The organism is Treponema sp. OMZ 840 (genome assembly GCF_050937815.1).
Taxonomy (GTDB): Bacteria; Spirochaetota; Spirochaetia; order Treponematales; family Treponemataceae; genus Treponema_C.
Genome location: NZ_JACDIJ010000001.1, coordinates 152514 through 177019, shown reverse-complemented (window position 1 = coordinate 177019; position 24506 = coordinate 152514). Strand labels below are relative to the sequence as shown.

Here is a 24506-nt window from a genome sequence, read left to right as displayed (position 1 = left end):
TATACAGAGTCCCCTATATGCTGATACGAGTAATTAGTGAATGTATAACAACATCTTTATATTCACCATCACAGAAGCAGTGATCCTTTAAAACAGCCTCTTTTTTAAATCCATTTTTTTCAAGTGTTACATATAAATGTGGCCGCAAATCAAATGCATAGGTATATATTTTATGCAGCTTAAGCTCACCGAAAGCAACTTCTTTTAAAAGTTGTAAAAATATACCCCAATGCTTATCAAAATATTTTTTTTCCAAATCCGTATTCATAATAAATGAAATCTCCGCATTATTATCTATCCAATTGATATGCACTAAACCGCCGTATCCTATGCAAATATCATTTTTCAAATAAGAAAACAATATCTGATCGGGCTTATCGGCATCGAATAATTTTGAAACAACCGTATCAAAATATGTATTTTGTTTTTCGGCGGTTAAGGGTTCATTTTGCCTCAAATGATATATCTGTTCATTACGCCATTTCATTATATCAAAGCGGTCTTCATATCTTATTGGAACAATAGAGTAACTTTCAAAAGTGTAGATTTGTTTTTGCAATATTTTGTATTTACACATAAACATATTATTTTAACTTTCTCTCATTATCTTATATTTCTTTTAAAGACCGGATCAACTTTTCCGCCTTTAAGAATTCCGGTAAGGCTGTCCTGCTCAATTGCTTTTTTTATAAGAGCAAAGGCTTTTTCCGTTGCGTCAAGATATAAATCGATTTCTTTTTCGGTATGTGCTCCGTTCAAGTTACAAATTGCAAAAACCAAAATACCGTTTTCAATCATAACTTGGGAGTATACGCTGTGTATATCTAAATACGATAAGCTGCCGGTTCCGTCAAAGGAAAGGCCGCAATGCGGAGCTAAACCGCTTACGGTGATAACTTTTTCCAATCCGTACTTTGTGGCAAGCTGTTTTAAGCCTGTATGCATTTTGTTTCCTAGTTTCCAAATAGAATCGTAAAATCCGGGTTGTTCCAAAACTTTAATTGTTGCCAAGGCTGCTGCCATGGACAGGGCATCTCCTCCGAATGTGGTTGAAATAAAAACACCGGTTTCAATTTGCCGCATAAGCTCTTTTTTACCTGCAACGGCGGATATGGCATATCCGTTTCCCATTCCCTTACCGAAAGCAGCCAAATCGGGCGTTACCTTATAGAGTTCGGAAGCACCGCCCAAGGCATATCGGAAACCGGAAACAACTTCATCAAAGATAAGAATTGCATTGTGTTTGTGTACCAAATCCTTTAATGTTTGTAAGTATCCTTCTTTCGGGCCGTCTGCCTGAATCGGCTCAAGGATAACAGCTGCAACCTTATCCTTATATGTATTTAATTTTTCTTCAATGTCAGTAAGGTCATTGTATATAAAATTCTTTGTAAGATTGCAAACCGCTTGCGGTACTCCTTTATTGTTGTTTGAAGCACCAATCGACCAATCATGCATACCGTGATAGCCGCTCATCAATACCATTTCTTTTCCCGTATACGCTCGTGCAAGCCGTATTGCTGCCGTAGTGGCATCGCCTCCGTTTTTTACAAAGCGTACCATTTCGGCACAGGGAATAATCCGGCATATTTTTTCGGCAAGTTCAACTTCTATCGGGCTTTGTAAAGAAAAACTCGCCCCCTTATCCAACTGCTCTTTGACGGCAGTATTTATGCGGTCATCATTGTAGCCGACAGTAATAGGTCCCAATGCGCAAATAAAGTCTATAAATTCGTTTCCGTCGACATCATAGACACGGCAGCCCTTTGCATGATCTATATAGGCAGGAGAAATACCCTTACAAAAATAGCGGTATGATTTGCTGAATGTTTGTGCCGCAAGCGGAGAAACCTTTAATTCACGCTCAAGCAGTTCGTTTGACTTTGTATATGTTTTCATAGCCTTACGCTCCCTTTATTATTTTATATTTTAATTCTGCACTTTTCCAGTCTTCTAGGGTATCGATATCCTGACATTCCGTTTCATCGATTATATAAGCACCGGTATTCGGCGGTACCAAGGTTTTATGTTCCAGTAAAGCTGAAGTTTTGCAAAAATAAAACATCCCAGCATCATAATACTTCGGCACCAAATCCTGTGAGCGAATAAGCTGTGCGGCTCTATCGTTCGGCATAAGTTTTCCTTCACTTATAATCATTGCCCATTCTATGGGAACCGGATATTTACATACGGGCATAACGGCATCGTGTGAATCTGAAAACATTTGATTATACGCTTTGTACAGCGAATCGGCCGTTAAAAAGGGAACGCAGGGATAGATACAGCAAAGTGTATCAAAACCGATGTTTATTTTTTTATATTCTGCCAATACTTCTTCCAAAACATCATAGGTAATTGCATAATCCGAACTGGTTTTAGCACTCCGCATAAAGGGAACTTCTGCACCTAAGTTTTTTGCAAGGGCAGCGATTTCTTCATCATCGGTTGAAACTATAACCGTATCAAAGATTCCCGATTTTTGGGCAGCTTCAATTGCATAAGCAAGCATGGGTTTACCCATAAACTCTTTTATATTTTTTCGAGGAATGCGCTTCGAGCCTCCGCGTGCCGTTATAATTGCAATGGTTTTCATTCTTTACTCCACAAGGAAGGATTGATAATCTTTTCATCTTCAACAAAAAATACACTGTAATCGACGGAAGGGGAGGGGGCTACAGCTGCTTTATAAATCTCTTCCAAATCTTTTAAACAGGTAACACCCACAACCGTTTTATCGGTTTGTTGTAATGAAAGTGCAAAGTGCAATGCATACAATAATTTAGGTTCGGGAAGCTTTTGCAAAACAGGTTTAACCGAATCAAAATATGTCGGATATTCATTCATTAACAACAGCCCCTGCAAAAAAACCGAACGTGTGTGTACTTCTATTTTTTTTTGTTTTAATTCAGGCAGTAAGGGAATAAAACGCTGATCCAATATATTAAGCGGCAACTGTACAATATCTATAGGATATAACTGCATTATCTGTGACAGTTTTTGAGGAGAATAGACACTTACGCCGATTTTATGTACCAGTTTTTGTCTTTTCCAATTTTCAAACCTTTGCCACGTTGTATCATTTATTTCATCTTCACGATGAAACAAGAGGGCATCAACTGAACTGACGTTTAATTTACAAAGAGAATCTTCAAGCTCCGCGTCACCGGATAATTTAGTAACAATTTTAAACGAAGATAAATCATAGCGGCCCAAAACGGCTTCGCTTTCACCGTAGCCCTGTGCCGTATCCAGCGTACATATACCGTGAGTTTTACAAAATGTAAGAATCCGTTCTATTTCCGATTCGGAAACTTGGCCGCGCGTATTTGAGATACCGTAGTTCATGCCGAACTGTGCGGTACCGAGTGCAAGTTTTGTCATTGCTGAACAAGCTCCTTAACAGCATCGATAACTTTTTGCACATCATCATCGCTCATTGCAGGATATAGGGGAAGAGATAAGGCTTTTTGATAATATCGTTCGGCAATAGGGTAGTCTCCGATTTTATAACCATAGTGTGTTTTATAATAGGGCTGCGTATGAACGGGAATATAATGCACTTGCGTACCGATTCCTTTATCGGTCAATTTTTTCATAAACTCTTTGCGTACTGTTCCGAGTTTTTCAAAGTCGATTTGTAATACATAGAGGTGAAAACAGGAAACTTGTTCAAAAGTCCTATATGGAAGTTTAACATACGGTATACCGTCAAAGGCCTTGTTATATCGGTTTACAATACTTTGCCGCCTTTCTCTAAACTGCTGAAGTTTTAAAAGCTGCGAGTAACCTAAGGCGGCTTGTATATCTGTCATACGATAATTAAAACCGAGGCTATGCATTTCATAGTACCAAGGTCCGGGATTTTGAGTAAGCAGCTCAGTATCTTTTGTCATACCGTGGCTGCGCAATTCTAAAAGGCGTTTATACAGGCTTTCATCGTTTGTCGTTATAGCTCCGCCTTCACCGGTGGTGATTGTCTTTACCGGATGAAAAGAAAAAACCGTCATATCCGAATATGTACAATTTCCGACAGGAGTACCGTCCGCATAACGGGAACCGATTGCGTGAGCTGCATCTTCAATAACTTTAATATTATGATCGTCCGCTATGTTTTTAATCCGTCCCATATCGCATGCCAAGCCTGCGAAGTGCACCGGTATAATTACTTCGGTGTTCGACGTTATTTTCTTTTCAATTTCATCGGGTTCGATATTGTATGTGTCGGGATTGATATCCGCAAAAACCGGTATAAGGTTATTGTACACTAAACAATTTGCCGAAGCCAAAAAGGTATTCGGCGATGTTATTCCTTCCGAATTTTCCGATAAGTTAAGGGCCGCAACTGCAATATGAAGCCCCGCCGTCGCATTGGAAACGGCAACACAGTAACGCGCCCCCGTTATCTCACGGATTTTATTTTCAAAGCGGCTGACCGCCGGCCCCTGAGTTAAAAAATCAGATTTTAATACATCTATAACAGCCTGTATGTCATTATCGTCAATGTATTGATGTCCGTATTGAATCATTAGATATTTCCTACTTTATCTTTATTTTCTTCTATCCATTTTCTAAGCTGAAGGATAGTCATCCACTCAGTATTATTATCCGATGTATAACTGAAGCCATCGGCTACCTGCTTTCCGCCTTTAATCATTTTTTCAGCTTGTCCCCATTCACAAATTTGCGGAATAATTTTAAAATGTTCGGAATATTCATAGGTGAAATGGGCATCTTCTACGCCTATCATTTGTTCATGCAATTTTTCACCCGGACGGATGCCGATTTCTATTTGTTCGGCTTTTTCATCAACCGCAGTTGCGATATCACAGATATTCATCGAAGGAATCTTTTTAACATAAATTTCTCCGCCCTCCATATCTTCAAATGCATGCCAGACAAGCTCGACTCCCTGCTCAAGAGAAATCATAAAGCGCGTCATACGCTTGTCCGTTATAGTCAATTTTCCCGTTTTTGCCGTATCAAGAAAAAAGGGTATAACCGAACCTCGCGACCCCATTACATTTCCGTAACGCACAACGGCAAATCGTGTTCTTCCGCCCGTATAAGAATTTCCTGCAATAAAAACCTTATCGCTACACAGTTTCGTCGCTCCGTACAAGTTTACCGGTTGGCTGGCCTTATCCGTACTCAAAGCAACACAGCGTTTAACCCCCTTATCGATACAGGCATCTATGATATTCATAGCACCGTTGATATTGGTTTTAATACATTCAAAGGGATTATATTCGGCTGTAGGAACAATCTTTGTAGCTGCGGCATGAACCACATAGTCCACTCCGTCAAGAGCACGATGCAGACGTTCGCGATCGCGTACATCACCTATAAAAAAACGGATTCTATCCTCATTTTGAAACTTTTTTGCCATTTCCCACTGTTTCATTTCATCCCGCGAATATATGATAATTTTTTTTGGATTATATTTTTTTAAAGTCATCGGAATAAAGGTGTTACCGAAAGAACCGGTACCACCGGTAACTAAAATTATTGAATTTGTCAGCATAATGGTTACTTCCTCCAGTAAAGTTTATTACAAATAAGGATAAATCCAAATTTCTTCCATTTGGTGTAAATACGAATCTATACTATTTGTAAGAATAGTTGCAAAATATGAATCTGTATCAAACAATTTCATTTTATATAAAGACTGCAGCCATAAAAAGTTATCGATTATTCCATGTATAGCAAAGGAAAGCCTAAAAGCATACGGATCAGTCGTTGCAGATATCCTATTATGATAATTGTCTGCATACGGTTTATTGTTTAGGTACAAGTTATTACCAAGTACAAAAATCTTTTTCGGTTCATATTGTAATAAATCAAAAAGCATGATAGGCAACATATATGGGGATGAATTTATAAAAAGGGGATAAATTATCGGAGCTTCTCTAATTTTTTTTCTTGTACGAATATCAAATTGGGAGATATCAAGGTTACTTGTACAATCTTTAAAAATTAAAAAATCCAAGAATTCAAAATCTAATGTCTTAAAATTGTGATTAAACCAAGTCCCAATTTCGCTATTATAATAACTTATTATCTTATTAGTGTTCTGTTTAGAATCTGAGCATTGTTTTTTTTCTTTGTAATTATTTAATATAAATATATCATAATCAAAAAGGTTAACATCGGAATTCTTTGGATCAAAAGAGGGGCCCATAACAACAAGAGATTTATGTTTTATAAAATCAAAAAAAGGCGTACTAAAATTTAAATTAAAACCACAGATATTTTTTTTTCTCAAATATTTAAGAATCGATATAAAAGAAGTTATTTGACTGCCGAAATAAAAAATCTTAGACAGATATAATAATTTTTTATCTATTTCTCTTTTTATTACTCTTCTTTTTGCAGAGTATAATGATTTTTCAAAGAATAAATATGCCAATTTAAACATTCCAACAGCAATAGATATTTGCTTTAAACATTGCCATTCTTGGGTAGTAAATAAATTGACTTGAGTCTGTCTATAGTCTTTTAGTGATTTATCATAGTATATTTTGTATTCCTTCGGATTAAACAGTTGTATTGAAATCAAGTTAATAAAAGAATTAAGAAAAATCTTTTTTTTATTATTTAAACGTTTGTTTGAGAAAATACTGAATATTATTGATTTAACAGTGGCTATATTATGTTTTTCAATATTTCTAACTATATCGGGGATACTATTTTCAATATTTCTCATATTTTCATAAGGAATGAAGCAAAAATAAATGTTTTCGAAGCGTAATTTCAAATAATGATAAATTCTTATTAACATATCAACAAAAGATTGAGGAAAGTTTTTTTTAATAAAAGATCGTAAAGTCATAAAAGATTATTTTAAGAGGAAATCGACCAATTCACGAAAAGCGCCTTCACCGCCCTTATGTGATAAAATCATTATACCCGAAATCTTTTTAATTTCTGCTGCCGCATCCAAGGGACAAGCAGCAAATCCGACTTTTGTTAATAAAGAAAAACAATTTATATCATCTCCAATATATACAGTTTCGGATATATCTATACCTTCTTTTTTACATATTTCTAACGCAGCATCCAATTTATTTCCATATTTTTTATTTTGAATTATATAATCTGTTTTTAATTTTTCTCCGCGTTTTTTTACCAATTGCGTATTTTCAGAAGTAATTATACCTGTTTTAATACCGTGTTTTCTTAATAATTCAAACCCCATTCCGTCTCGAGTGTTAAATTTTTTAAGTTCATCACCATATTCCGAATAATACATACCGCCATCGGTTAAAACTCCATCTACATCCGTAAGGACGATTTTAAATTTACTCAAATTCGGACACTGAGGTTGTATTACATACTTTTTCATTAATGCTTCCAGAATAATCCAATCATCAGGTTCATCTATTTCAATTCCCGTATATTCGGGCATTTCATATACAGCAATATTACCAGATAATCTATTTTTAAATTTTAAGACATTCCCGACTTTATTTATATATATAGCCCCGTTTTCCATTAAAAAACCGTCAAAATCCTGACGACGAGGACGATGATAAAAATCATAGTTAACGGATTCCCCTGATTTAGTCCAAAAAAAACGTTTGGTTAAAACACAGCTTAATAGAGAATCTTTTTCCTCCGTTAACAAAAACTTAAATGCCGAATCTATATCACACGCACGGGTTAAAGGAGAAGTTGCTTGTATTAAAAAAAAATAATCATTCGGATCTAGATGTGTACTCAAAATATATTCGAGCATAACACTTTCTGTCGATGAAGTATCCTGTGCATTTTCAGGCGAACGATGATATATTTCTACTTTTTGGAATTTGAACGCCAACACCGTATCAGTAATAAGCTGACTGTCAGTCGCAATGATTATTTTATCTATACAAGCCGCCGTTTCGCACGCTGCTATAGTCCAATAAACAAGCGGTTTTTCACATAAGGGTTTTATATTTTTTAGCGGTATGGACTTTGAACCGCCTCTTACTGGAATAAAAGCGATATTAGCCATTAACTTTCCTTTTTAGTTTTTTTCTTTGTACATCCTCAATATCAAGTATGTCTTTTTGTTTATATGATAATGCTAATGAGACATTTCGCAAGTTTCTAGCAAGTTTTTGTAATCCTGTTGGCTCCAAACTTGCAGCATGATCTGTCCCCTTCCATGTTCTGTCAAGGGTAAAATGACGTTCAAAATATGTTGCACCCAATGCAAGAGCTGCAACATCCACAGCAATCCCCAAGTGATGACCGGAAAAACCTATGGCCTTCACTTTGTGTTCATACTTTTGCTTTAGACGCGTAATTTCATACAATGCGATGTCTTCAAATGGAACCGGATATCCTGAAGTACAGGCATAAATGACAAGATCTTTTAATCTATGTTTATCCTTAAATAATTTTAATATTGTTTCTTCTTCTTTTTGTGTTGTCATACCTAATGAAAGATGAATCTCTCCATTATATTCACTACATAAATATGAAAGCATTTCAAAATCCAAATTACACGCAGAAGGAATTTTTATAACTTTAGGAGATATAGATACGATTTCTTTTGCTGCAGTCATATCCCATACTGAAGTTGAATATATTAACCCCTCTTCTCTGCACCAAATTTGTAATTGTTTATGCTGTTCTATAGAAAATTCTAAAGCTTCTCTGTGTTCTCCGTATGTTTTTCCATAACTGTTTTCAGGATGCGGATGCGGAGCATTATATTCCTGTTCCGACAATAATTCCTTATTAGTTCGCTTTTGAAATTTTACAATATCAATCTGAGATTTGTCATCTAAATACTTAAAGACACCCAAAAGTTTTATCATTTTATGAGCAATTTCCATGCTCCCCGTATGATTACAACCTATTTCTGCAATGACAATCGGTTCAGTCAATTTTTTTTACCCTCCATTCTATATCGGCTTTAAGAATTCCTCCACGAGAAAAAGATTTATTTCTATCATTTATATTTGTATTAATAATATTAAATGAAATACAATGTTCTTTTGCATCAATTACACCTATATTGGGATGACCACAATTAACTGAAATACTATATTTTCCTATGTTTAAATTTGGAGGAAGAAATAATGATGTTATATATGTACCTGTTTTTTTTATCATCAACTGTGTATTTATGTCAGTATCCCATGTGTGTAAAACTTCTATACCATCAGAAAATAGAACAAGAGAAAAGTTTGTATTATTCACAATCTCATGAACAATATAATAAATATCTATACAAACTCCCGTTCCAATTTCAAAATCTAAATTGACCGAATTTTGCATTGAATAAACCCGTATTTGTGATATTTCTATTTTTTTATTACGCCCCGTATTAAAATAAACTACATTATTTTTTGCTTTTTCTAAGCCATATAGATACACATCTATCGAACTATCAATATCAGAAAGATATCTTATTTTTCCTTGTTCTAATAATATTCCTTTATTACAAAGAGATTTTACCGCCGCCATATTATGGCTTACAAATAAAACGGTTCTGCCTTCCCCCATACTGAGTTCACTCATCTTTCCAATAGCTTTTTTTTGAAATTCCGCATCGCCGACCGCCAACACTTCATCGGCAATTAAAATCTCCGAGTCCAAGTGAGCGGCAACGGCAAAAGCAAGGCGGACGTACATACCGCTGGAATAACGCTTTACGGGGGTATCTATGTGTTTTTCAATTCCCGAAAAGTCTATAATTTCATCGATTTTCCGGTCCACTTCTTTTTTTTTCATACCGAGGATGGCACCGTTAAGATAGATGTTTTCGCGGCCTGTCAACTCTCCGTGAAAGCCGGTTCCCACTTCCAAAAGACTTGCAACTCTGCCTTTTATTTTCACTTTGCCTTCGGTCGGTGCGGTTATTCTACTCAATATTTTAAGCAGGGTGGATTTTCCGGCACCGTTTTTTCCGATAATTCCGACTCTGTCGCCTTGTTTTATTTCAAAGTTCAAATCTTTAAGAGCCCAAAAACCGTCTGCGGTTCCGTCATACTTGTTTTCACCGATTTTGGAATGCGGATCAGTTTTACCTCTCTTTAAGGCAATCCATGTTTGAATGTCGCGGAAGAGAGTTCCGTTATTTATAACACCGAGTCTATAATATTTTGAAAGCTGTTCAGCTTTTATTGCAATATCGCTCATATTTTATTTTCCCTAATTAATGAATTCCTCTTTTTTCCTTTTATATCACTGCACATTATATCAATCATTTTGTCCGTTATGTCCGTTTTTTTGATAAGTTTTAGATTCTCAAGCCATTCGAGCGGAAAACTTTTTAAGCGTTCGATAAGTACGTAATCGCCAAAGCCTTCTTTTTCATGTGCCGCTTCCAAAACATTCGCCCAATTAAAATCGTACATCAAACAAATCGAAACAATATCAAAAACATCTTTTTCTTCATCACGGCCGAGAACAGCCGTCAACTTATTTGCAAGTATATTGTATACGTTATCAACGGCTATTCCGTCTTTTATATTTGACATACCATACCGGTACACACGGTCGTTCACAAAATCGATTTTTAAATTCTCTATTTGTACACGCAAAAAATCCTTTGCATTTACTATGGCCTCTACGGTAAACTTTTCTTTCAGTTTATAAATAGCCGCTTTTGTTTCGTCATAAAAATACGGCTGTCCCTGCATAAATAAGTCAAGGTCATCCGAGTAACGCCTTTCACAATAAAAGCGGTGCAAAGCCGTTCCGCCGGTTAAATAAAAAGAAGTTGCTTCCGAAAAAATAATTTTCAGAACTTTATCCTGTAGGGCATACAGTTGGGTATAATCCCGAATTATATCTTTTTCCATTGAAACTTCTCTATATACTGACGTTCATTCAGCATTGTATTTCGCAATGCCGAAAAAGAATCAGAGCTTAGACCTAAGCGGGCGGAAAGTTTAAAATTATCAAAGAGGTTCTGTAAATCCTTTTTGTTAAAAATCGATAAGTCATGTATTTTATCAGGCGAGTTATAGACTATACGGTTAAAAAGCCATTGCTTTTTTTTTATATCACTTCCGCAAGCGATGTTTTTTAACTCATCTTCGGATATATTATAATCCCAAAAGCAATCTTTTAAGCTCACGTTCCTTTTCCTTTACCCCTTACGACCTGCTGATTTCCAAGCCCTTTGTGTTCAAACTCAACTTAACAAAGCGGGCACGGTTGTTTACGGGATGTTCTTCCAAAGTACGGACTATCCTTGCTGCGGCAGGCGTATCTTTTGCACATATAAGCATGTAGCCTCCGCCGCCGGCTCCGGGAAGTTTATAGCCCGCCGCATAATCTTTAATCAGCGATATAATGCGCTCGATTTCGGCGGTGCTTGTTCCGCTGTCAAGCTTTTTATTTAAGTGCCATGAGCGTAAAACCGCGGCGGCCGCTTTTTCGTAGCTTCCGCTTTGAAAGGCGAGGGCGCTTTCACTTGCGTGGTGTTTTATGTCCTGTAAAATATCGAGCGTCTTTTGCTCATTTAAAAACATCGACTTTACTATTTCGGCTAAAATATTTTTTGCCGTGCGTGTAATTCCCGTGTAATACAAAAGCCAACAACCGGCCGTATCGGACTCGGTAAAAAGCTTTTCGTTCAGCCAGCCGACGGAAATGTCGTTTTGCATTCCGCCCTCGCTTTCCAAAAGCTTTAAGCCGCCGAACACCGCCCCGTATTGATCCTGCCAGCCGCCGCCTGTCGTTAAAAGCTGCTCCAATACAAGCACGCGGTTTGCCGTTTCACTCTTATCCCAATTTAAAGAACAGGCGTTCGAAAGCGTTCCCAAAACAGCCGCCGAAAGAACGGAGCTGGTTCCCATGCCCGAACCTTTCGGAATTGCGGCAAGAAGGCTTATTTCCAAACCGCCTCCCATCGCACCGAGCTGTTCTTCAAGCGATGTAAAACTTTGCGTACAAAAGTCCGGGTGAAATCCGCACAAACAAAGGGCGGCTTTCGGAATCGAAAATACCGAGCCTACTTGATTAAAGGCGGCAAGACTTTTATATGAGCGCACATCTTCGCTTTTTCCGTTGTCTATTGAACGAAGCCGTATGAGTTTTTCCGGAATCGAGCGCACATAAACCTGAACGCTTTGCTGTCCGTTTAGATCGACCGCCGCATTTAAAACCCGGCCGCCGTTTATATTGCAAAAAGGCGGGGTGTCGCTCCAGCCGCCCGCAATATCGATACGCAGGGGGCTCCTTCCCCACACAATTTGGTCCGAATATAAATCGTAGCGCGGCATAACCGGCTTTGCCGACTGCACAATAAGCTCGCGCAATACCGCAAAGGCTTTATCCTTTTCTTTAGCCCCGTCTTTTCCCGTCAATTCGGCAAAGCGCGACCTGAACATAAAGTCGCGCATGCGGCTTATGTAGTCGGCATTGTGCGGAAGGGGCGAGGGCAGCTTGATTGCATTTTCCGCGTAAAGCCGGGCGGTAACGCTTAAATCGCTTTGGTAAAAAACGCTTTTTTCGTAGTGCCGCGCCAATACGGGAAGATTTTTAAGACATAGATCGCGCCTCTGTTTATACAAATAGGGAATGTCGCAACGTGAAGCTATTTCATCGGCGGAAAGGCGTTTTACATTAAGCCATTGTAAAGCGAAAGCCCGCTCACTTTCTCCGCCTGATGTTTTTTCGGGCTTTAGGGCAATCATCCAATTTAAAAGCGAGGGTATATCTTCTTTTTGCACTACAGGGAAAAGGGGAGCGGACTGAATGTCGGTGTTGCCGCCTATTCCCGTATCTTCAAATTGAATGCCGCGTCTTTTAAACCAGGTTTGCAAAGAAATCGAACACCACTTTGTTTTTTCGTCGGCACAGCGGCCGCGGAACTCATCGTTCATTCCGTAGGGGCGAAGACACCAATCGATTCTTCCTTCATTTTGGATAGGCACAAAATCGACACAGATATTAGAGGGAATATCAACCGTCCACTTGTTTTCAGGAGCGCCCGTAATAATCGTATTTTCGCGGATTGTCCAGCTTTTAGGAACCGAAGCGTTTTCTATCCAAATATTGCGGTGCGAAGAATTCCATTCAATATGGATATCCGCATTTTGTACAAAGATACTCGGATGCGTTTTTACCTTTTTTTGCCAAACGGCACGCTGGTCGGTTACAAGGTTTTGTATTTTTTCGGTAGACGAAATAAGTTCGGCGCTCGTTCCATAATGATAAAACTCACCCTTGTCAAGGCGGACAACCGCCGTTGTAAGCCGCGCAATATCGGCATCTTTTAAAACCGGATTAACGCCCATTGCAGGGCCGAAGTCCGAATACAAATCGTAAAAGCGCGGGACACCGTCCGATGTTTTTGAAAGCGGTTTGCATTTTTTTTCAAGCACGCCGAGTGCCTTATCGCTTAAAATCCAGATTCCGATATCCATCATAAAAAAACGGCTTTGCCCGATTTTTTCAAGCTCGGAAGGAGAAGGCTTTTGAAGCATACAATCGAGTACTTCGGGCTTTTCTTTTTCGACAACAAAAACACCGTGTCGGGATGCTTTTTCCGGGGTTGTCCACATTGCAAAACAGACGACATCGGCATCGGGCAAGGTTTCAGGCAGTTCATCGGTGCGCACCAAAATATCGCCGGATGCAATCAAGGTGTTTTGATGTTCCCCCGTCAAAGCCATAAGCTTTTCATACAAACGGCTTTGCACATCGAGAAGGGTTTGCGTAATCGGCTGCCCCATCGCCCAGCGGAAGACGGGAATCGGAGTAAGGAGCTTTCCCCACACCGCATAAGAGGGGAGTCTTCTGCTTTGACCGCCCGCATGGATGATAATGCGCTTGGATTCGGCACCCGTACTCTTACCGGCAGCTTGCCTATCGACAGCTTTGTTGACGTTTTCCCTCTCTTTTTGCAAAAGCCAGGCGGTCGCTCCTCCCGAGCCGATTTTAGAGTCCTTGGGGTCGGCTGCCGCAATATAACGGCGCTCCGGGGTATCGGGAAGGATTTTTTCCCTGCATGAGGCAAAGTTTTCGGGAACGGATAAAAGATACTGCATTAAATAACGTCTACAAAAGTGCGTTCGTTTCTGTTAAACAAAACAAGGCCGAAAAACATAAACAGCGCCGTTTCGGCAAGGCTTATTAAAATCATTGAAGGGGGAACATTTCCCGCACCGTAAAACCATATTCTGAACAATTCAATCGGAGCGCTCATCGGATTTACATAAAACACCCAGCGGAATTTTTCGGGCGCTTCGGACAAAGGATAGACAATCGGGGTTGCATACATTGCAAGTGAAAGACCGAAGCCCAAAAGCTGATTTAAATCGCGGTACTTTGTCGTTAAAGCCGATATAATCATACCGAAGCCCGTTCCCATGGCTCCCACCCAAATAACAAGGAGGGGCAGGGCAAGTACCCAAAACGAAGGATAGACGGGAGCTTTCATTACAATATAGTAAATATAAAAGATCATAAGGGTTGCAAATTGAATGCCCAGCTTTATCATGTGGCCGACCGTAGTCGAAATGGGAACGGTAAGACGCGGAAAATATACTTTACCGAATATCCCCGAATTCGATGAAAAACATCCGGCTGCGCTGTTTAAGCATGCGGTAAAATAGGTCCAAAACATCGTACCACCGTAATAAAACAAAAGGTAGGGAATTCCGTCCGTACCGATTTTTGCCAAGTTACCGAATACAAAGGTGTACATAATTGTCGTAACCAAAGGCTGAACGATGTACCAAATCGGTCCCAAAATTGTCTGCTTATAGGCGGTAACAAAATCCCGCTTAATAAACATAAATACAAGATCGCGGTAACGTATCAATTCGCGGATTTTCAAATCCAAAAGCCGATTTTTCGGCTCAAGAATCATATCCCAATGTTCGTCTTTTATTGCTGTGTTTTGCATAGTATTCTTAAAATCCTTATAATTTTTGAATTGTTTTTTCGGCTGTATCTATAAGCTGGTTATATAATCTGGAAAACCGCTTCCAAGATGTATGCAAAGAATTAATCGCATAAATAATATCGGCGGTTCGCTCAGGATATTCGTGCGCCAAGTTATTGCGCAATGAACGAAAATACTGCCAATCTTCGGCAGATGTTAAAACATTAAGTTTTTCGAGGCGGTTAAGGATATCTATAAAAGGACGTGCAATCGTTTCAGGTTCCAATAAAAGGTAGAGTGTCGGAATTAAGCGCAAACCGAGGCAATCCTGCAATTTTGTAAAGCGGTACAAAAATTGATCCAACACCGCCATATCTTCATCGCACAGATTTTTCAGACTTTCTTCCGTCAAAGGGAATAAGCTGTTAAGCCGTTTTAAAGCAGTTTGAATACGGAAAATGTGCTTTTCACACTCTTCTTTTGCGGATATACACCTTAACTTTGTTGTTTCGTCCATAAGGGAATTCCTTCACGGTAAGCATTGCGCACAATTAAACGATCGTCATTCGTACCGGTACTGGTTATAAGATCTATACGCTGTTCGCCGAGTATTATTTGCATTGCGGATACGGCTTTTAATTTTTCTTCAAATGCAGCAGCCCCGGTTACAGGCGTTTGCACCAGTAAGTCTATATCGCCGCCTTTTTTGGAATCATCAATCCGCGACCCGAATAAAATAATTTTTTCCGGCCGGGAAAAATGCTTAAGGACCGACTCTATAATACCGTTTTTTGTTTTTTCGTTTAACCGCATTTGTAAGTGTTCCTAAGTGAAATAATCCCATGCGGGCATGATTTCTATTCTTTTGTCTTCCTGCACAAAAAGGTCGTAAGAATTTTCGGTTAAGATAATTCCTTCGTTTATTTGAAAAAAATCCATTGCCGATAAAAGACCCTTTAATTCCCTGTCGGTATTTTCGGCATTTAATTCGCAGCATACCTGGATGCATTTCGGAGCAAAAAGAGGATTGACGACAAAGTCGCATTCGCAGGTTTCTTCGCTGTAATAATAGATTTGCTTATCGTCAAAGCTGCCGTAGATTCTGCGCAATTCGTTAAATACAAAATTTTCAAGTATGTGCCCCTTGTTCGTACTGAACGAAAATCCGGCTGTCCGTATAAATCCTATGTCGGTAAAATACACTTTTTTAGGTGCAAGGCTTTGCGCTTTTTGCGACCATGCAAATCTCGGTACCAAACTTAAAAGATAGGAATTTTCAAAATACGAAAAATACTCAAGTATTGTCGTATGGGATTTTACGCCCGCTATATGTTTTAGCTTACTCGGCGAAATAAGGGATGCCGCATTGGAAGCAAGAAACACATAGAGATTTTGCAGGGAGCGCTCATCGCTCACATTATAACGCACGGCTATATCCCTATACAAAATATCCTTTTGAAGCTGTGTCAACACTTCCGAATTTTTTAATTTTAAGTACTCGGGGAAACCTCCGGTTTGAACATATTTTTCAAATGACTTATATCCTTTTTTTCGTTTTGCAAACCGCAGGTATTCGGCGTATGAAAACGGAAAAAGCTCTTTAACGATATGCCTGCCCGTTAACTTTGTTCCCAATTCCCGGCTTAACAGGGACGCATTTGAACCGGTTAACACAACCCGAAAATTCTGGTCGAGTTTTTGACGAATGTAAAGTTCCCAGTTTGCCGCCGTTTGTATTTCATCAAAAAAAAGGAGTTTTGTTTTGCTCTCTTTTATTATTTCATCCAAAACGGCATAATCCGAAACGGAGAATTCTAAAAGCCGCAAATCGTCGAAGTTCAGATAAAAAAACGGAACATTGAGTTTTTTTATAACCTGCCGAAGCAAGGTACTTTTTCCGCATCTTCTTACCCCGCTTATAACAAAGGCATGGTTTTTCAGTTTCGGCACCGATTCAAGAGCCGTACGTAACACTCCGTTATCGGCTTTTTTAAGATATTCCGTCTGCGTTACACATATTTCCTGTAATTTTGTTTTCAGCATACGTACAGTGTAAGACTGAAATTAATATATGTCAACGGTAATGACATATATATGCCATAATTGGCATATATATGTCATTTATATCATCATATATCATTCAAAACGGCATATGCATGATGTATGCCGATGATATTAAAAAAGTATACGCTGCTTTATAACGGAATTTCCTTAAGTGCCGATGTCAGTTTGTCGTTATCTTTTGTCGAACGGACTGCAAGGCGTATAAACTGACCGTTTTCAAAACCTGTTTTAGACGACAAATCCTTAATAAAGATATTGTATTTTTCAAGAAGCTGTACGCTAAGTTCGGCGGAAGTCATCTTTCCGGTCAATTTACATAAAATATAGTTTGCCTGACTTTGATAGGGAACAATACCGTCAATACTCTCCAAACAGGCTTTAAATCGATTCCGTTCTTCGGCAATTTTATCACAGCCGATTTTATAATCGTTTTTATATTTATCGATAATCTGCAAAAAATATTCGGCAAACGAATTGATATTCCAAATCGAAACTTCTTTATGCAATTTTTGTATAAGTTCCGCTTGCGAACACGCTAAAACGCCGAGCCTTAAACCGGGCACACCGTAGCTTTTACTGATACTCTTTATAACGATGAGATCGGGATATTTTTCCAATACGGTATTGTCGAAAAAGGTATAACGAATCGCAGATTCCGCAAAATCTATAAACGACTCGTCGAATACGGTAACAATACCTTTTTGGGCACAATAATCCAAAAGCGTCAATACTTTGTCTTTGGCAATAAAATTACCGCTGGGATTATCGGGATTGATTAACAGCAGGGTTTGTATTTTGCTTCCGCTTTTTTCCGCTTCATCAAGAGCATTGATAATATCGGCTGCATCGTAGGCAATGGTTTTTGAATCCGCATGAAGCGGAATAAGGGCCGCTTCTCCGAATTGTTTTTTAAAGCGCTCCGGATACTCGTTAAAAGTCGGATGTACGGTTAAAAAGGGAGGCTTAACATACGGACACAGAGCCGAAATAAGTTCAGCCGCTCCGTTACCGACAACCGTTTTTTCGGGGCTTATACCGAATATTTTACCTGCAAGTAAACTTTGTTCACTGCCGCCGCTCGGATATTGGGTAAGCAGTGTTTTAAAATTAGCCTTTAATTCTTTTACCAATTTTTTCGGCGGAAAATACGGATTTACCAAGTAACAGTAATCGAGCAGTGCCGGAAACCGCCAATAACCGCCGTAACGTTTTTGCATTAACTCCAGTTTTTTTTCTTTTTCGGCAAAACGGTTCGATGCGATTGCCAAGTCCTGCATATCGTCTATTTCATACCAGCGCTCTCCGCTTACAGGATGACCGCGCAGCTTTGTGGAATCCAAAAACGAAATAACTTTTAAAACCTGTTCATAGTATTCGTTTTGACCGTATGCTTTTTGATATGCCGTTAAAAAAGGAATATAGTATTGGGCAGAAAATTCTTTTGATAATTTATAAATATTAACGGTTTTATAATAGTCTTTTATGTTTTTCCATACAAACTGCTTTTTATTGAGCATACCGGTTATATTGTGTTCTTTGTCCAACAAGGTAACGGTACCGTCCATCCACGGTTCAAAATGTGAAACTACAGCTAAATTAGGCTCGCTTGAATTTACCAATTCGCCAATAATTGCAGGGTCGAATATTAAATCGCTTTCAAGCAGGATTGTATCGTCTTTTTTAAGTTCTTCGGAAGCTAAAAAAAGTGAATATATATTGTTTGTTTTATCGTATACCGGATTTTCTATCCACACCAGTTCCAATTCGGAATATTTATTATCGAGGAATTTTTGCAGTACTTCGCCCTTATAACCGATTACCATAACCAGTTTATGAATTCCCGCTTTTAATAGAGCTTCAATACAATATTCAATAAGGGTTTTTCCGTTTACCGGAACCATACACTTGGTTGCATTTTGCGTATAAGGACCGAGCCTTTTACCCATGCCCGCAGCCAACATAAGAGCCTGCATTTTTTCTCCTAAAAAACTATTCCAAATCCAAACCTTCTATAAAACCGCGCACGGTTTTATCTTTTAAAAGGGAACTCGAGCCCTTTTTTGCAATAAACAGTTTACCGTTTTTTACAACCGCAATAATGTCTTTTACCCCGCATAAAACTGCGGGAATATCCGAATATACAAAGCAGCCCGAACTGTCCGCTTCTATAAAATTCGCCTTTTTTGTATCGTCTGCCGAATGAGCCGTTTTCGTCGAACCGTCCGTAACCGAAGCGCTGTACTTAAGTTCATCGAACAGTTCGGCAAAGCTTTCCCATGTTCCTATATCGCGCCAATCAAACGAAGCGTTTACCGCACATGCTTTATCCGTCCGTTCTGCAATTGCAATATCGGCGGCAATGGCGGGAACGTCTTTATATGCGTCCTCCATATACGGCCAGCTTTGTACGGTTTTTATACCGTCTGTTTCCCGAATATCCGGCTGTAAAAAATCGCATTCGGGAAAATGCTTTGCAATTTCCGGCACATGCAGGTTTAATTCGTTCATAAAAACGGACGGCAAAAAACAAAACATACCGCTGTTCCAAAAATACAAGCCGCTTTTTATGTAACGCTGCGCCGTTTGGGCATCGGGCTTTTCTTTAAAAGCATCGATTGTATGTACACCCGTTTCGATGCATTCGCCCGTTTTTATATAACCGAAACCGGTTGAAGCTTCCGTAGGGGAAATTGCAAAGCATACAAAGCGGCCGCTCTGCGCTTGTTTTTCGGCAGTCTGTACGTCCGCGGCAAACGCTTCAAAGGGCTCAATCACATGATCGGCGGTAAGCGATAAAAGCGCCCGTTCTTTTATATCGTTTTGTTTGTACAATGCCTGTATATAGCGGCAGGCAAGGGCAAGCGGGGCAGTTGTATGACGAGAAGCGGGTTCCGCAATCACCGTCAATTGATCTAAAAATCGGCGGCGCATATCGGCGCTTAACGTTTGTGCAAAATCGGCGCATTGCCGCACGGTTTGCTGAAAAATCGCTTTACGTGTAATAACCGCTATTAAGGAATCTCCGGTTTCCGCCTCTTTCCGATTTTGTATATCGGCATTGTCCGCGCTTTTTACATTCTGAAAGTTTTTTATATCCCGACAGTTAAGCAAAGCGGCGCGGCGCAGCGCTTGTTGAAAAAAAGACAATCCGCCGCAAAATCTCATAAACTGCTTCGGGAAATTCGAACCGGATGCCGGCCACAAACGCTCTCCAAAACCGCCGGCCAATATGACGATATTCATCACTCAAGCTTTTCAAAAATATATTTGCAAAAAGTTTTTATGCGGTTTATAAACGAAAGCTCTATACGGTCGCGCAAAAAAAATATGCTCGGCGCATTTACGCCTCCTATACCGTATAAAACGATAAAGTCATTGTATTTAAATGCATAAACGAACGACTGCATTTTTTCCGGCCGGACGACCGTTATATTATCGTATTTTACGTTCCCCGTATTTATCATCGAATACAAAACTTCACCGTCGATATCGGAAAGCTTTATATCAACATTTAAATCTCCGAAGGGCAGCATGTATAAGTCTGCGTTCAATAAGGCACCGTTTTCTTTTATATCGCTTTTTACAATCGAAGCGCTCGAATATAAATCGTAAAACTGCTGATTCCGCTCCGACCAATAGGGAATGCCTGCATACGCTTCAATATCAAGTAAAAGCGGTTTTATCCGCTCAATCAAATCCTCGTTGCCGCTTGCAGGACGTATTTGAATAACCTCGGCCAAATATGCGGGTTTTAATTTTTTAACCGATTCAATCAAGCGTCCGGCTTGCGGCGTTACCGGATTTAAACTTATGTTTTTCGCTTTTCCGATATTGCGTATGACAATTTGCCCGTCCGCAAGTTTTTGCCTTTCTTCAACCGTTAAATTGTCGTTGAACAGGGATTGCGAAAACAATGAAAAAGCACAAAAAAATATCGAAAAAATAAAAATATGTTTTTTTATCATACACAATCCTAAAACTGCAATTTTAAAACGCTTATCGGCTCGGCTGTCAACCCGGTTTTCAGCCGCCGCTAACCGGCATTTTCCACAATTTGCATAACACTCGTACATCGCGCTTTATACTCGCTTTGTGCAAGATTTACGGAAGCTTCATACTGAACTTCATCCGAAAAAACAATAAAGGCACGCGAAGTTACATATTTTTGCCGAATATCGAAATCGTTAGAGTCTATTTTTATAAATGAAATTTTACAAAAATGGCAGGCATAATCGAATAAAAATTCCAAATCGTTGTCGCCGACCAAAATCAAATCGGTGCATCCTGAATCGGCGGCTTTTTGTGCAAAGCGGCGTATACAGCTTTGATATTCGTTCATAAGACGTGCCGTATTTTTAAAATAACGTTTTGACCGAGCGCTCAGTTCTTTTATTCCCTGGGCGGTCAGCATATATTGGATATTGCGCTTTGAGATTTTTTTCATATACAGCCACCCCTTATCCGCAAAGCGGCGCAAAAGGGCATTGGTCATTCCCAGCGATAAATTCGTGTATTGGGCAAGATCGCGTTGACTTGCATCGCTGTTTAATCTGAGAGCATGATGAACGTTTGAAAGAAGTTGAAGTTCGGAATCCTGTTCCATATTTCGAGCCGTAAAGGCAGGTTGTAAACGCCGAGCCTGTTTTAAGACTCGGGATATTTTTTTCCCTATAGCACGGTGCAAAACTGCGCCGAATGAAAAAAATGAATGATAAAATGAGTATCTTTGCCGCCGAAACAGGCTAAAGGACATTTTACCAATTGTTCAAACTGTGAACACTATAGCATGTTACGGCGTGAATGGCAAGCATCGGGTGATTTTTTTTTATGTTTTTATAATACATCTTCCGTTAATACGATTTTTATGCTATACTTCCGACCGGAAGAGGAGATGTAAATGGCCGTTGCCGAAGCCGTAAAATCAAAAATAAACGGACGGGAAAATGCCGGCATCCGCAGTATGTTTGAAACGGGCTTGTTGCTAAAAAAACAATTCGGAGCCGAAAACGTATTCGACTTCAGTTTGGGAAATCCCTCTTTGGAACCTCCCGAACAAGTCCGCATTCATATGCAAAAACTTGCAGCCGATACAAGTTGCGGTTTGCATTCATATATGCCGAATGCGGGACTTCCGGAATGCAGACAAGCCGTTGCCCGTAAAGTATCGAAAGAACAGGGAACGTGCGTTTGTGCCGACCGTATTGTTATGTCCTCCGGAGCTGCAGGCGCTTTAAATGTGTTTTTAAAAGCCGTTTTAAATCCCGGAGATGCGGTTTTTGTTTCCGTTCCGTTTTTCCCCGAATACGCGCATTACGCCGCAAACCACGGAGGCCTGCTACATCCGATTGCCTGCAAAGACGATATGTCTTTAGACACCGATGCCTTTGAAAAAGCGTTTGCCCAAGCTCTTAAAGAAAAAAAGGATGTTGCCGCAGTTATAGTGAACTCTCCGAATAATCCGTCCGGTAAAATATATACCGAAAAAAACATTTCCGGTCTTGTTTCCCTTATAAAATCATATGCCGAAAAAACGGGAAAAAAACCCTATTTGATTTGCGATGAGCCGTACCGCGATATTGTATACGATACCGCAGCCGTTCCGGCGGTTTTTCCTCTGTATACGGAAACGGTTATCGTAAGCTCCTTTGCAAAAAATCTGAGTTTACCCGGCGAACGTATCGGTTATCTTGCCCTTAATCCGTCTGCCGAAAATGTTCACGAATTATTTCAAGCTTGCTCCTTTACAAACCGCATTTTAGGTTTTGTAAACGCTCCCGCTTTTTTTCAGCGGGTTATCGAAAAAACATGGGATGTTCCCGTCGATTATTCGGCTTATAAAAAAAGACGCGCTTTAATAATCGATGCCGCCGACACTGCCGGATTGCAGTATATCAAGCCGGAGGGAGCTTTTTATCTTTTTTGCAAGGTTCCCGAATCCCGCCGGTTAAAAACTGCGGACGATTATGCTTTTTGTGAGCATTTACAGCGTTATCGTATTTTATGCGTACCGGGCAGTGTATTCGGCTGTCCCGGCTGGATTCGTGCAGCCTATTGCACCGACGAAAAAACAATTATACATTGCAAAGCGGCTCTCAAAGAAGCTTGCGAAGCATGGTAAAGGCTGGTGTCTATGAAAATTCTAATGATAAGCGCAGAAGCGGTACCCTTTGCAAAAACGGGCGGATTGGCCGATGCGGTTTCGGCTTTGGCAATCGCTTTGCATAACGAAGGGCATGATGTGCGTATCCTTATGCCGCGCTATTACGGCATAGATAAATCAAAGCTGACACTGCTTGAAGGGCCGATGGGGCTTCCCGGCGGTTATAAAGAAGAATGGACGGCCGTCTATACGGCCGTCATGAGCGGCACAAAAAATCTTCGCGTATACTTTATCGACCATGAGCAGGCTTTCGGCCGCGACGGCGTATACGGTACTGCCGACGAAAGCGATTTTCACGACAATCCCTACCGTTTTTCCATTTTATGCCAAGCCGCCTTTCAGCTGTGCAAAAAGCTTTCGTGGTTTCCCGACATTATGCATGCACACGATTGGTCGGCAGCCCTCGTTCCGGTATTGCTCCGTTTTAACGAAAGACGGGGTGTTTTCGCAAAAACGGCAAGCGTTTTAACCGTTCACAATCTCGGCTATCAGGGCGTATACGGTAAACACAACTATCCTTTTTTAGGCCTTGCATGGGAACACTTTTACGCATCGGGTTTTGAAGACTGGGATAAAATCAACTTTTTAAAAGCCGGCCTTACAAGCGCCGATATGCTGACTACCGTATCGCCGACCTACGCCTCCGAAATACAGGGAAGCGAACAAGGCTTCGGTATGGACGGACTTTTACGAAGCCGTAAAGACGATTTGGTCGGCATTTTAAACGGCGTAGACACCGATGTGTGGAATCCGTCTTCGGACAAAAAAATTCCGGTACAATATTCGGTTAAAAGCTTAGCGAAAAAAAAGCAAAATAAAGAAGCCCTTCAAAAGGCAATGGGGCTTGAAGTCAATCCCGACGTTCCCCTCATTACGATGGTTACGCGGCTTGCCCACCAAAAGGGAATAGGGGAACTGTTCGGGCCGTCTTACGGCTGTGCCTACGATATGTGCACAAAGATGAATGTACAGTTTGCCGTTTTAGGTTCGGGCGAAAAATGGTGCGAACACGAATTGCTTGCACTCCAATCAAAACTGCCGAATTTGCGCTGCCGCATAGGATACGACGATGCCCTCAGTCATTTGATGGAAGCGGGCGCCGACTTTTTTCTTATGCCCAGCCGCTACGAACCCTGCGGTTTAAATCAAATGTATTCGCTTATATACGGAACCCTGCCGATTGTCCGGCGTACGGGCGGCCTTGCCGACACGGTTCAAAACTACAACGAAAAAACGGGCGAGGGAACGGGCTTTATGTTCGATTTGTTGACTCCGCAAAGTATTTTCGACACGGTCGGCTGGGCCGTATATGCGTGGTACAACAAAAAAGAACATATAGAACAAATGAAAAAGCGGGCAATGGCACAGCGTTTCGGCTGGGCGGAATCCGCACAAAAATACGAAGAGCTGTATAAAAAAGCTTTATTGAAAGTGTAAACGGGAGAAATT

At 40.0% G+C, this 24506-nt stretch carries 23 protein-coding genes; 2 read left to right on the top strand and 21 right to left on the bottom strand.

The window, feature by feature from the left end:
- Positions 1–13: 13 nt before the first annotated feature.
- The 21 genes from H0R92_RS00890 to H0R92_RS00790 form a co-directional block, all read right to left on the bottom strand.
- Positions 14–577 (bottom strand): GNAT family N-acetyltransferase, encoded by a 564-nt coding sequence (locus H0R92_RS00890; protein WP_432960211.1) that lies wholly within the window; start codon positions 575–577, stop codon positions 14–16.
- A gap of 26 nt (positions 578–603) precedes the next feature.
- Entirely contained in the window at positions 604–1899 is a 1296-nt protein-coding gene (locus H0R92_RS00885; RefSeq protein WP_432960209.1) for an aspartate aminotransferase family protein, read from the bottom strand.
- A 4-nt stretch (positions 1900–1903) separates the two neighbouring features.
- Positions 1904–2593, bottom strand: a complete 690-nt coding sequence (gene pseF, locus H0R92_RS00880; RefSeq protein ID WP_432960208.1) for a pseudaminic acid cytidylyltransferase — start codon at positions 2591–2593, stop codon at positions 1904–1906.
- Positions 2590–3381, bottom strand: coding sequence for an aldo/keto reductase (locus tag H0R92_RS00875; RefSeq protein ID WP_432960206.1), 792 nt, complete (start codon positions 3379–3381; stop codon positions 2590–2592). Before H0R92_RS00875 ends, pseF begins: the two co-directional genes overlap by 4 nt.
- Positions 3378–4526, bottom strand: a complete 1149-nt coding sequence (pseC, locus tag H0R92_RS00870; RefSeq protein ID WP_432960204.1) for a UDP-4-amino-4,6-dideoxy-N-acetyl-beta-L-altrosamine transaminase — start codon at positions 4524–4526, stop codon at positions 3378–3380. Before pseC ends, H0R92_RS00875 begins: the two co-directional genes overlap by 4 nt.
- Entirely contained in the window at positions 4526–5521 is a 996-nt protein-coding gene (gene pseB / locus H0R92_RS00865) for a UDP-N-acetylglucosamine 4,6-dehydratase (inverting) (RefSeq protein ID WP_432960202.1), read from the bottom strand. Before pseB ends, pseC begins: the two co-directional genes overlap by 1 nt.
- A 27-nt stretch (positions 5522–5548) precedes the next feature.
- On the bottom strand, positions 5549–6829 hold the full coding sequence (locus H0R92_RS00860; protein WP_432960200.1) for a hypothetical protein: 1281 nt from the start codon (positions 6827–6829) through the stop codon (positions 5549–5551).
- A 6-nt stretch (positions 6830–6835) separates the two neighbouring features.
- Positions 6836–7993 carry a cytidylyltransferase domain-containing protein gene (locus H0R92_RS00855; protein WP_432960198.1) on the bottom strand — a complete coding sequence of 386 codons (1158 nt, stop codon included), beginning with the start codon at positions 7991–7993 and terminating at the stop codon, positions 6836–6838.
- Complete coding sequence (locus H0R92_RS00850) at positions 7986–8873, bottom strand: N-acetylneuraminate synthase family protein (protein WP_432960196.1); 888 nt, start codon at positions 8871–8873, stop codon at positions 7986–7988. The genes H0R92_RS00855 and H0R92_RS00850 overlap by 8 nt, the downstream gene beginning before the upstream one ends.
- A complete protein-coding gene (locus H0R92_RS00845; protein WP_432960194.1) occupies positions 8866–10131 on the bottom strand; it encodes an ABC transporter ATP-binding protein in 1266 nt (421 codons plus the stop codon). The genes H0R92_RS00850 and H0R92_RS00845 overlap by 8 nt, the downstream gene beginning before the upstream one ends.
- Complete coding sequence (locus H0R92_RS00840) at positions 10128–10796, bottom strand: nucleotidyl transferase AbiEii/AbiGii toxin family protein (RefSeq protein ID WP_432960192.1); 669 nt, start codon at positions 10794–10796, stop codon at positions 10128–10130. The genes H0R92_RS00845 and H0R92_RS00840 overlap by 4 nt, the downstream gene beginning before the upstream one ends.
- Entirely contained in the window at positions 10781–11074 is a 294-nt protein-coding gene (locus H0R92_RS00835) for a hypothetical protein (protein WP_432960191.1), read from the bottom strand. The genes H0R92_RS00840 and H0R92_RS00835 overlap by 16 nt, the downstream gene beginning before the upstream one ends.
- A gap of 19 nt (positions 11075–11093) precedes the next feature.
- The gene (locus H0R92_RS00830; protein WP_432960189.1) at positions 11094–13994 is read right to left on the bottom strand and encodes a bifunctional fucokinase/fucose-1-phosphate guanylyltransferase; all 2901 of its coding nucleotides are present in this window, start codon (positions 13992–13994) and stop codon (positions 11094–11096) included.
- Entirely contained in the window at positions 13994–14854 is an 861-nt protein-coding gene (locus H0R92_RS00825; RefSeq protein ID WP_432960187.1) for an ABC transporter permease, read from the bottom strand. Before H0R92_RS00825 ends, H0R92_RS00830 begins: the two co-directional genes overlap by 1 nt.
- A 16-nt stretch (positions 14855–14870) precedes the next feature.
- Positions 14871–15350: a hypothetical protein gene (locus H0R92_RS00820; protein WP_432960186.1), complete on the bottom strand. Its 480-nt coding sequence runs from the start codon at positions 15348–15350 to the stop codon at positions 14871–14873.
- Positions 15329–15646 carry a nucleotidyltransferase domain-containing protein gene (locus H0R92_RS00815; RefSeq protein WP_432960184.1) on the bottom strand — a complete coding sequence of 106 codons (318 nt, stop codon included), beginning with the start codon at positions 15644–15646 and terminating at the stop codon, positions 15329–15331. Before H0R92_RS00815 ends, H0R92_RS00820 begins: the two co-directional genes overlap by 22 nt.
- A gap of 12 nt (positions 15647–15658) precedes the next feature.
- Positions 15659–16876 (bottom strand): ATP-binding protein, encoded by a 1218-nt coding sequence (locus tag H0R92_RS00810; RefSeq protein ID WP_432960182.1) that lies wholly within the window; start codon positions 16874–16876, stop codon positions 15659–15661.
- A 152-nt stretch (positions 16877–17028) separates the two neighbouring features.
- The gene (locus tag H0R92_RS00805) at positions 17029–18870 is read right to left on the bottom strand and encodes an aminotransferase class I/II-fold pyridoxal phosphate-dependent enzyme (RefSeq protein WP_432960180.1); all 1842 of its coding nucleotides are present in this window, start codon (positions 18868–18870) and stop codon (positions 17029–17031) included.
- Positions 18871–18886: 16 nt separating this feature from the next.
- On the bottom strand, positions 18887–20140 hold the full coding sequence (locus tag H0R92_RS00800; protein WP_432960178.1) for a sugar phosphate nucleotidyltransferase: 1254 nt from the start codon (positions 20138–20140) through the stop codon (positions 18887–18889).
- Complete coding sequence (locus H0R92_RS00795) at positions 20140–20862, bottom strand: DUF6675 family protein (protein ID WP_432960176.1); 723 nt, start codon at positions 20860–20862, stop codon at positions 20140–20142. Before H0R92_RS00795 ends, H0R92_RS00800 begins: the two co-directional genes overlap by 1 nt.
- A gap of 68 nt (positions 20863–20930) precedes the next feature.
- Entirely contained in the window at positions 20931–21500 is a 570-nt protein-coding gene (locus H0R92_RS00790) for a winged helix-turn-helix transcriptional regulator (RefSeq protein WP_432960174.1), read from the bottom strand.
- Between the two features lie 294 nt (positions 21501–21794).
- On the opposite strand from H0R92_RS00790, the gene H0R92_RS00785 reads away from it, so the two are divergent.
- Both H0R92_RS00785 and glgA read left to right on the top strand, forming a co-directional pair.
- Positions 21795–23015: a pyridoxal phosphate-dependent aminotransferase gene (locus H0R92_RS00785; RefSeq protein WP_432960172.1), complete on the top strand. Its 1221-nt coding sequence runs from the start codon at positions 21795–21797 to the stop codon at positions 23013–23015.
- Positions 23016–23027: 12 nt separating this feature from the next.
- Positions 23028–24494, top strand: coding sequence for a glycogen synthase GlgA (gene glgA / locus H0R92_RS00780; RefSeq protein WP_432960170.1), 1467 nt, complete (start codon positions 23028–23030; stop codon positions 24492–24494).
- Positions 24495–24506: the final 12 nt, after the last annotated feature.

What these genes read in the sequence shown, in the direction of transcription:
- H0R92_RS00890 (WP_432960211.1), bottom strand. Translation starts at nt 577, where the DNA reads ATGTGTAAATACAAAATATTGCAAAAACAAATCTACACTTTTGAAAGT.
- H0R92_RS00885 (WP_432960209.1), bottom strand. Translation starts at nt 1,899, where the DNA reads ATGAAAACATATACAAAGTCAAACGAACTGCTTGAGCGTGAATTAAAG.
- pseF (WP_432960208.1), bottom strand. Translation starts at nt 2,593, where the DNA reads ATGAAAACCATTGCAATTATAACGGCACGCGGAGGCTCGAAGCGCATT.
- H0R92_RS00875 (WP_432960206.1), bottom strand. Translation starts at nt 3,381, where the DNA reads ATGACAAAACTTGCACTCGGTACCGCACAGTTCGGCATGAACTACGGT.
- pseC (WP_432960204.1), bottom strand. Translation starts at nt 4,526, where the DNA reads ATGATTCAATACGGACATCAATACATTGACGATAATGACATACAGGCT.
- pseB (WP_432960202.1), bottom strand. Translation starts at nt 5,521, where the DNA reads ATGCTGACAAATTCAATAATTTTAGTTACCGGTGGTACCGGTTCTTTC.
- H0R92_RS00860 (WP_432960200.1), bottom strand. Translation starts at nt 6,829, where the DNA reads ATGACTTTACGATCTTTTATTAAAAAAAACTTTCCTCAATCTTTTGTT.
- H0R92_RS00855 (WP_432960198.1), bottom strand. Translation starts at nt 7,993, where the DNA reads ATGGCTAATATCGCTTTTATTCCAGTAAGAGGCGGTTCAAAGTCCATA.
- H0R92_RS00845 (WP_432960194.1), bottom strand. Translation starts at nt 10,131, where the DNA reads ATGAGCGATATTGCAATAAAAGCTGAACAGCTTTCAAAATATTATAGA.
- H0R92_RS00840 (WP_432960192.1), bottom strand. Translation starts at nt 10,796, where the DNA reads ATGGAAAAAGATATAATTCGGGATTATACCCAACTGTATGCCCTACAG.
- H0R92_RS00830 (WP_432960189.1), bottom strand. Translation starts at nt 13,994, where the DNA reads ATGCAGTATCTTTTATCCGTTCCCGAAAACTTTGCCTCATGCAGGGAA.
- H0R92_RS00825 (WP_432960187.1), bottom strand. Translation starts at nt 14,854, where the DNA reads ATGCAAAACACAGCAATAAAAGACGAACATTGGGATATGATTCTTGAG.
- H0R92_RS00820 (WP_432960186.1), bottom strand. Translation starts at nt 15,350, where the DNA reads ATGGACGAAACAACAAAGTTAAGGTGTATATCCGCAAAAGAAGAGTGT.
- H0R92_RS00815 (WP_432960184.1), bottom strand. Translation starts at nt 15,646, where the DNA reads ATGCGGTTAAACGAAAAAACAAAAAACGGTATTATAGAGTCGGTCCTT.
- H0R92_RS00810 (WP_432960182.1), bottom strand. Translation starts at nt 16,876, where the DNA reads ATGCTGAAAACAAAATTACAGGAAATATGTGTAACGCAGACGGAATAT.
- H0R92_RS00805 (WP_432960180.1), bottom strand. Translation starts at nt 18,870, where the DNA reads ATGCAGGCTCTTATGTTGGCTGCGGGCATGGGTAAAAGGCTCGGTCCT.
- H0R92_RS00800 (WP_432960178.1), bottom strand. Translation starts at nt 20,140, where the DNA reads ATGAATATCGTCATATTGGCCGGCGGTTTTGGAGAGCGTTTGTGGCCG.
- H0R92_RS00795 (WP_432960176.1), bottom strand. Translation starts at nt 20,862, where the DNA reads ATGATAAAAAAACATATTTTTATTTTTTCGATATTTTTTTGTGCTTTT.
- H0R92_RS00790 (WP_432960174.1), bottom strand. Translation starts at nt 21,500, where the DNA reads ATGGAACAGGATTCCGAACTTCAACTTCTTTCAAACGTTCATCATGCT.
- H0R92_RS00785 (WP_432960172.1), top strand. Translation starts at nt 21,795, where the DNA reads ATGGCCGTTGCCGAAGCCGTAAAATCAAAAATAAACGGACGGGAAAAT.
- glgA (WP_432960170.1), top strand. Translation starts at nt 23,028, where the DNA reads ATGAAAATTCTAATGATAAGCGCAGAAGCGGTACCCTTTGCAAAAACG.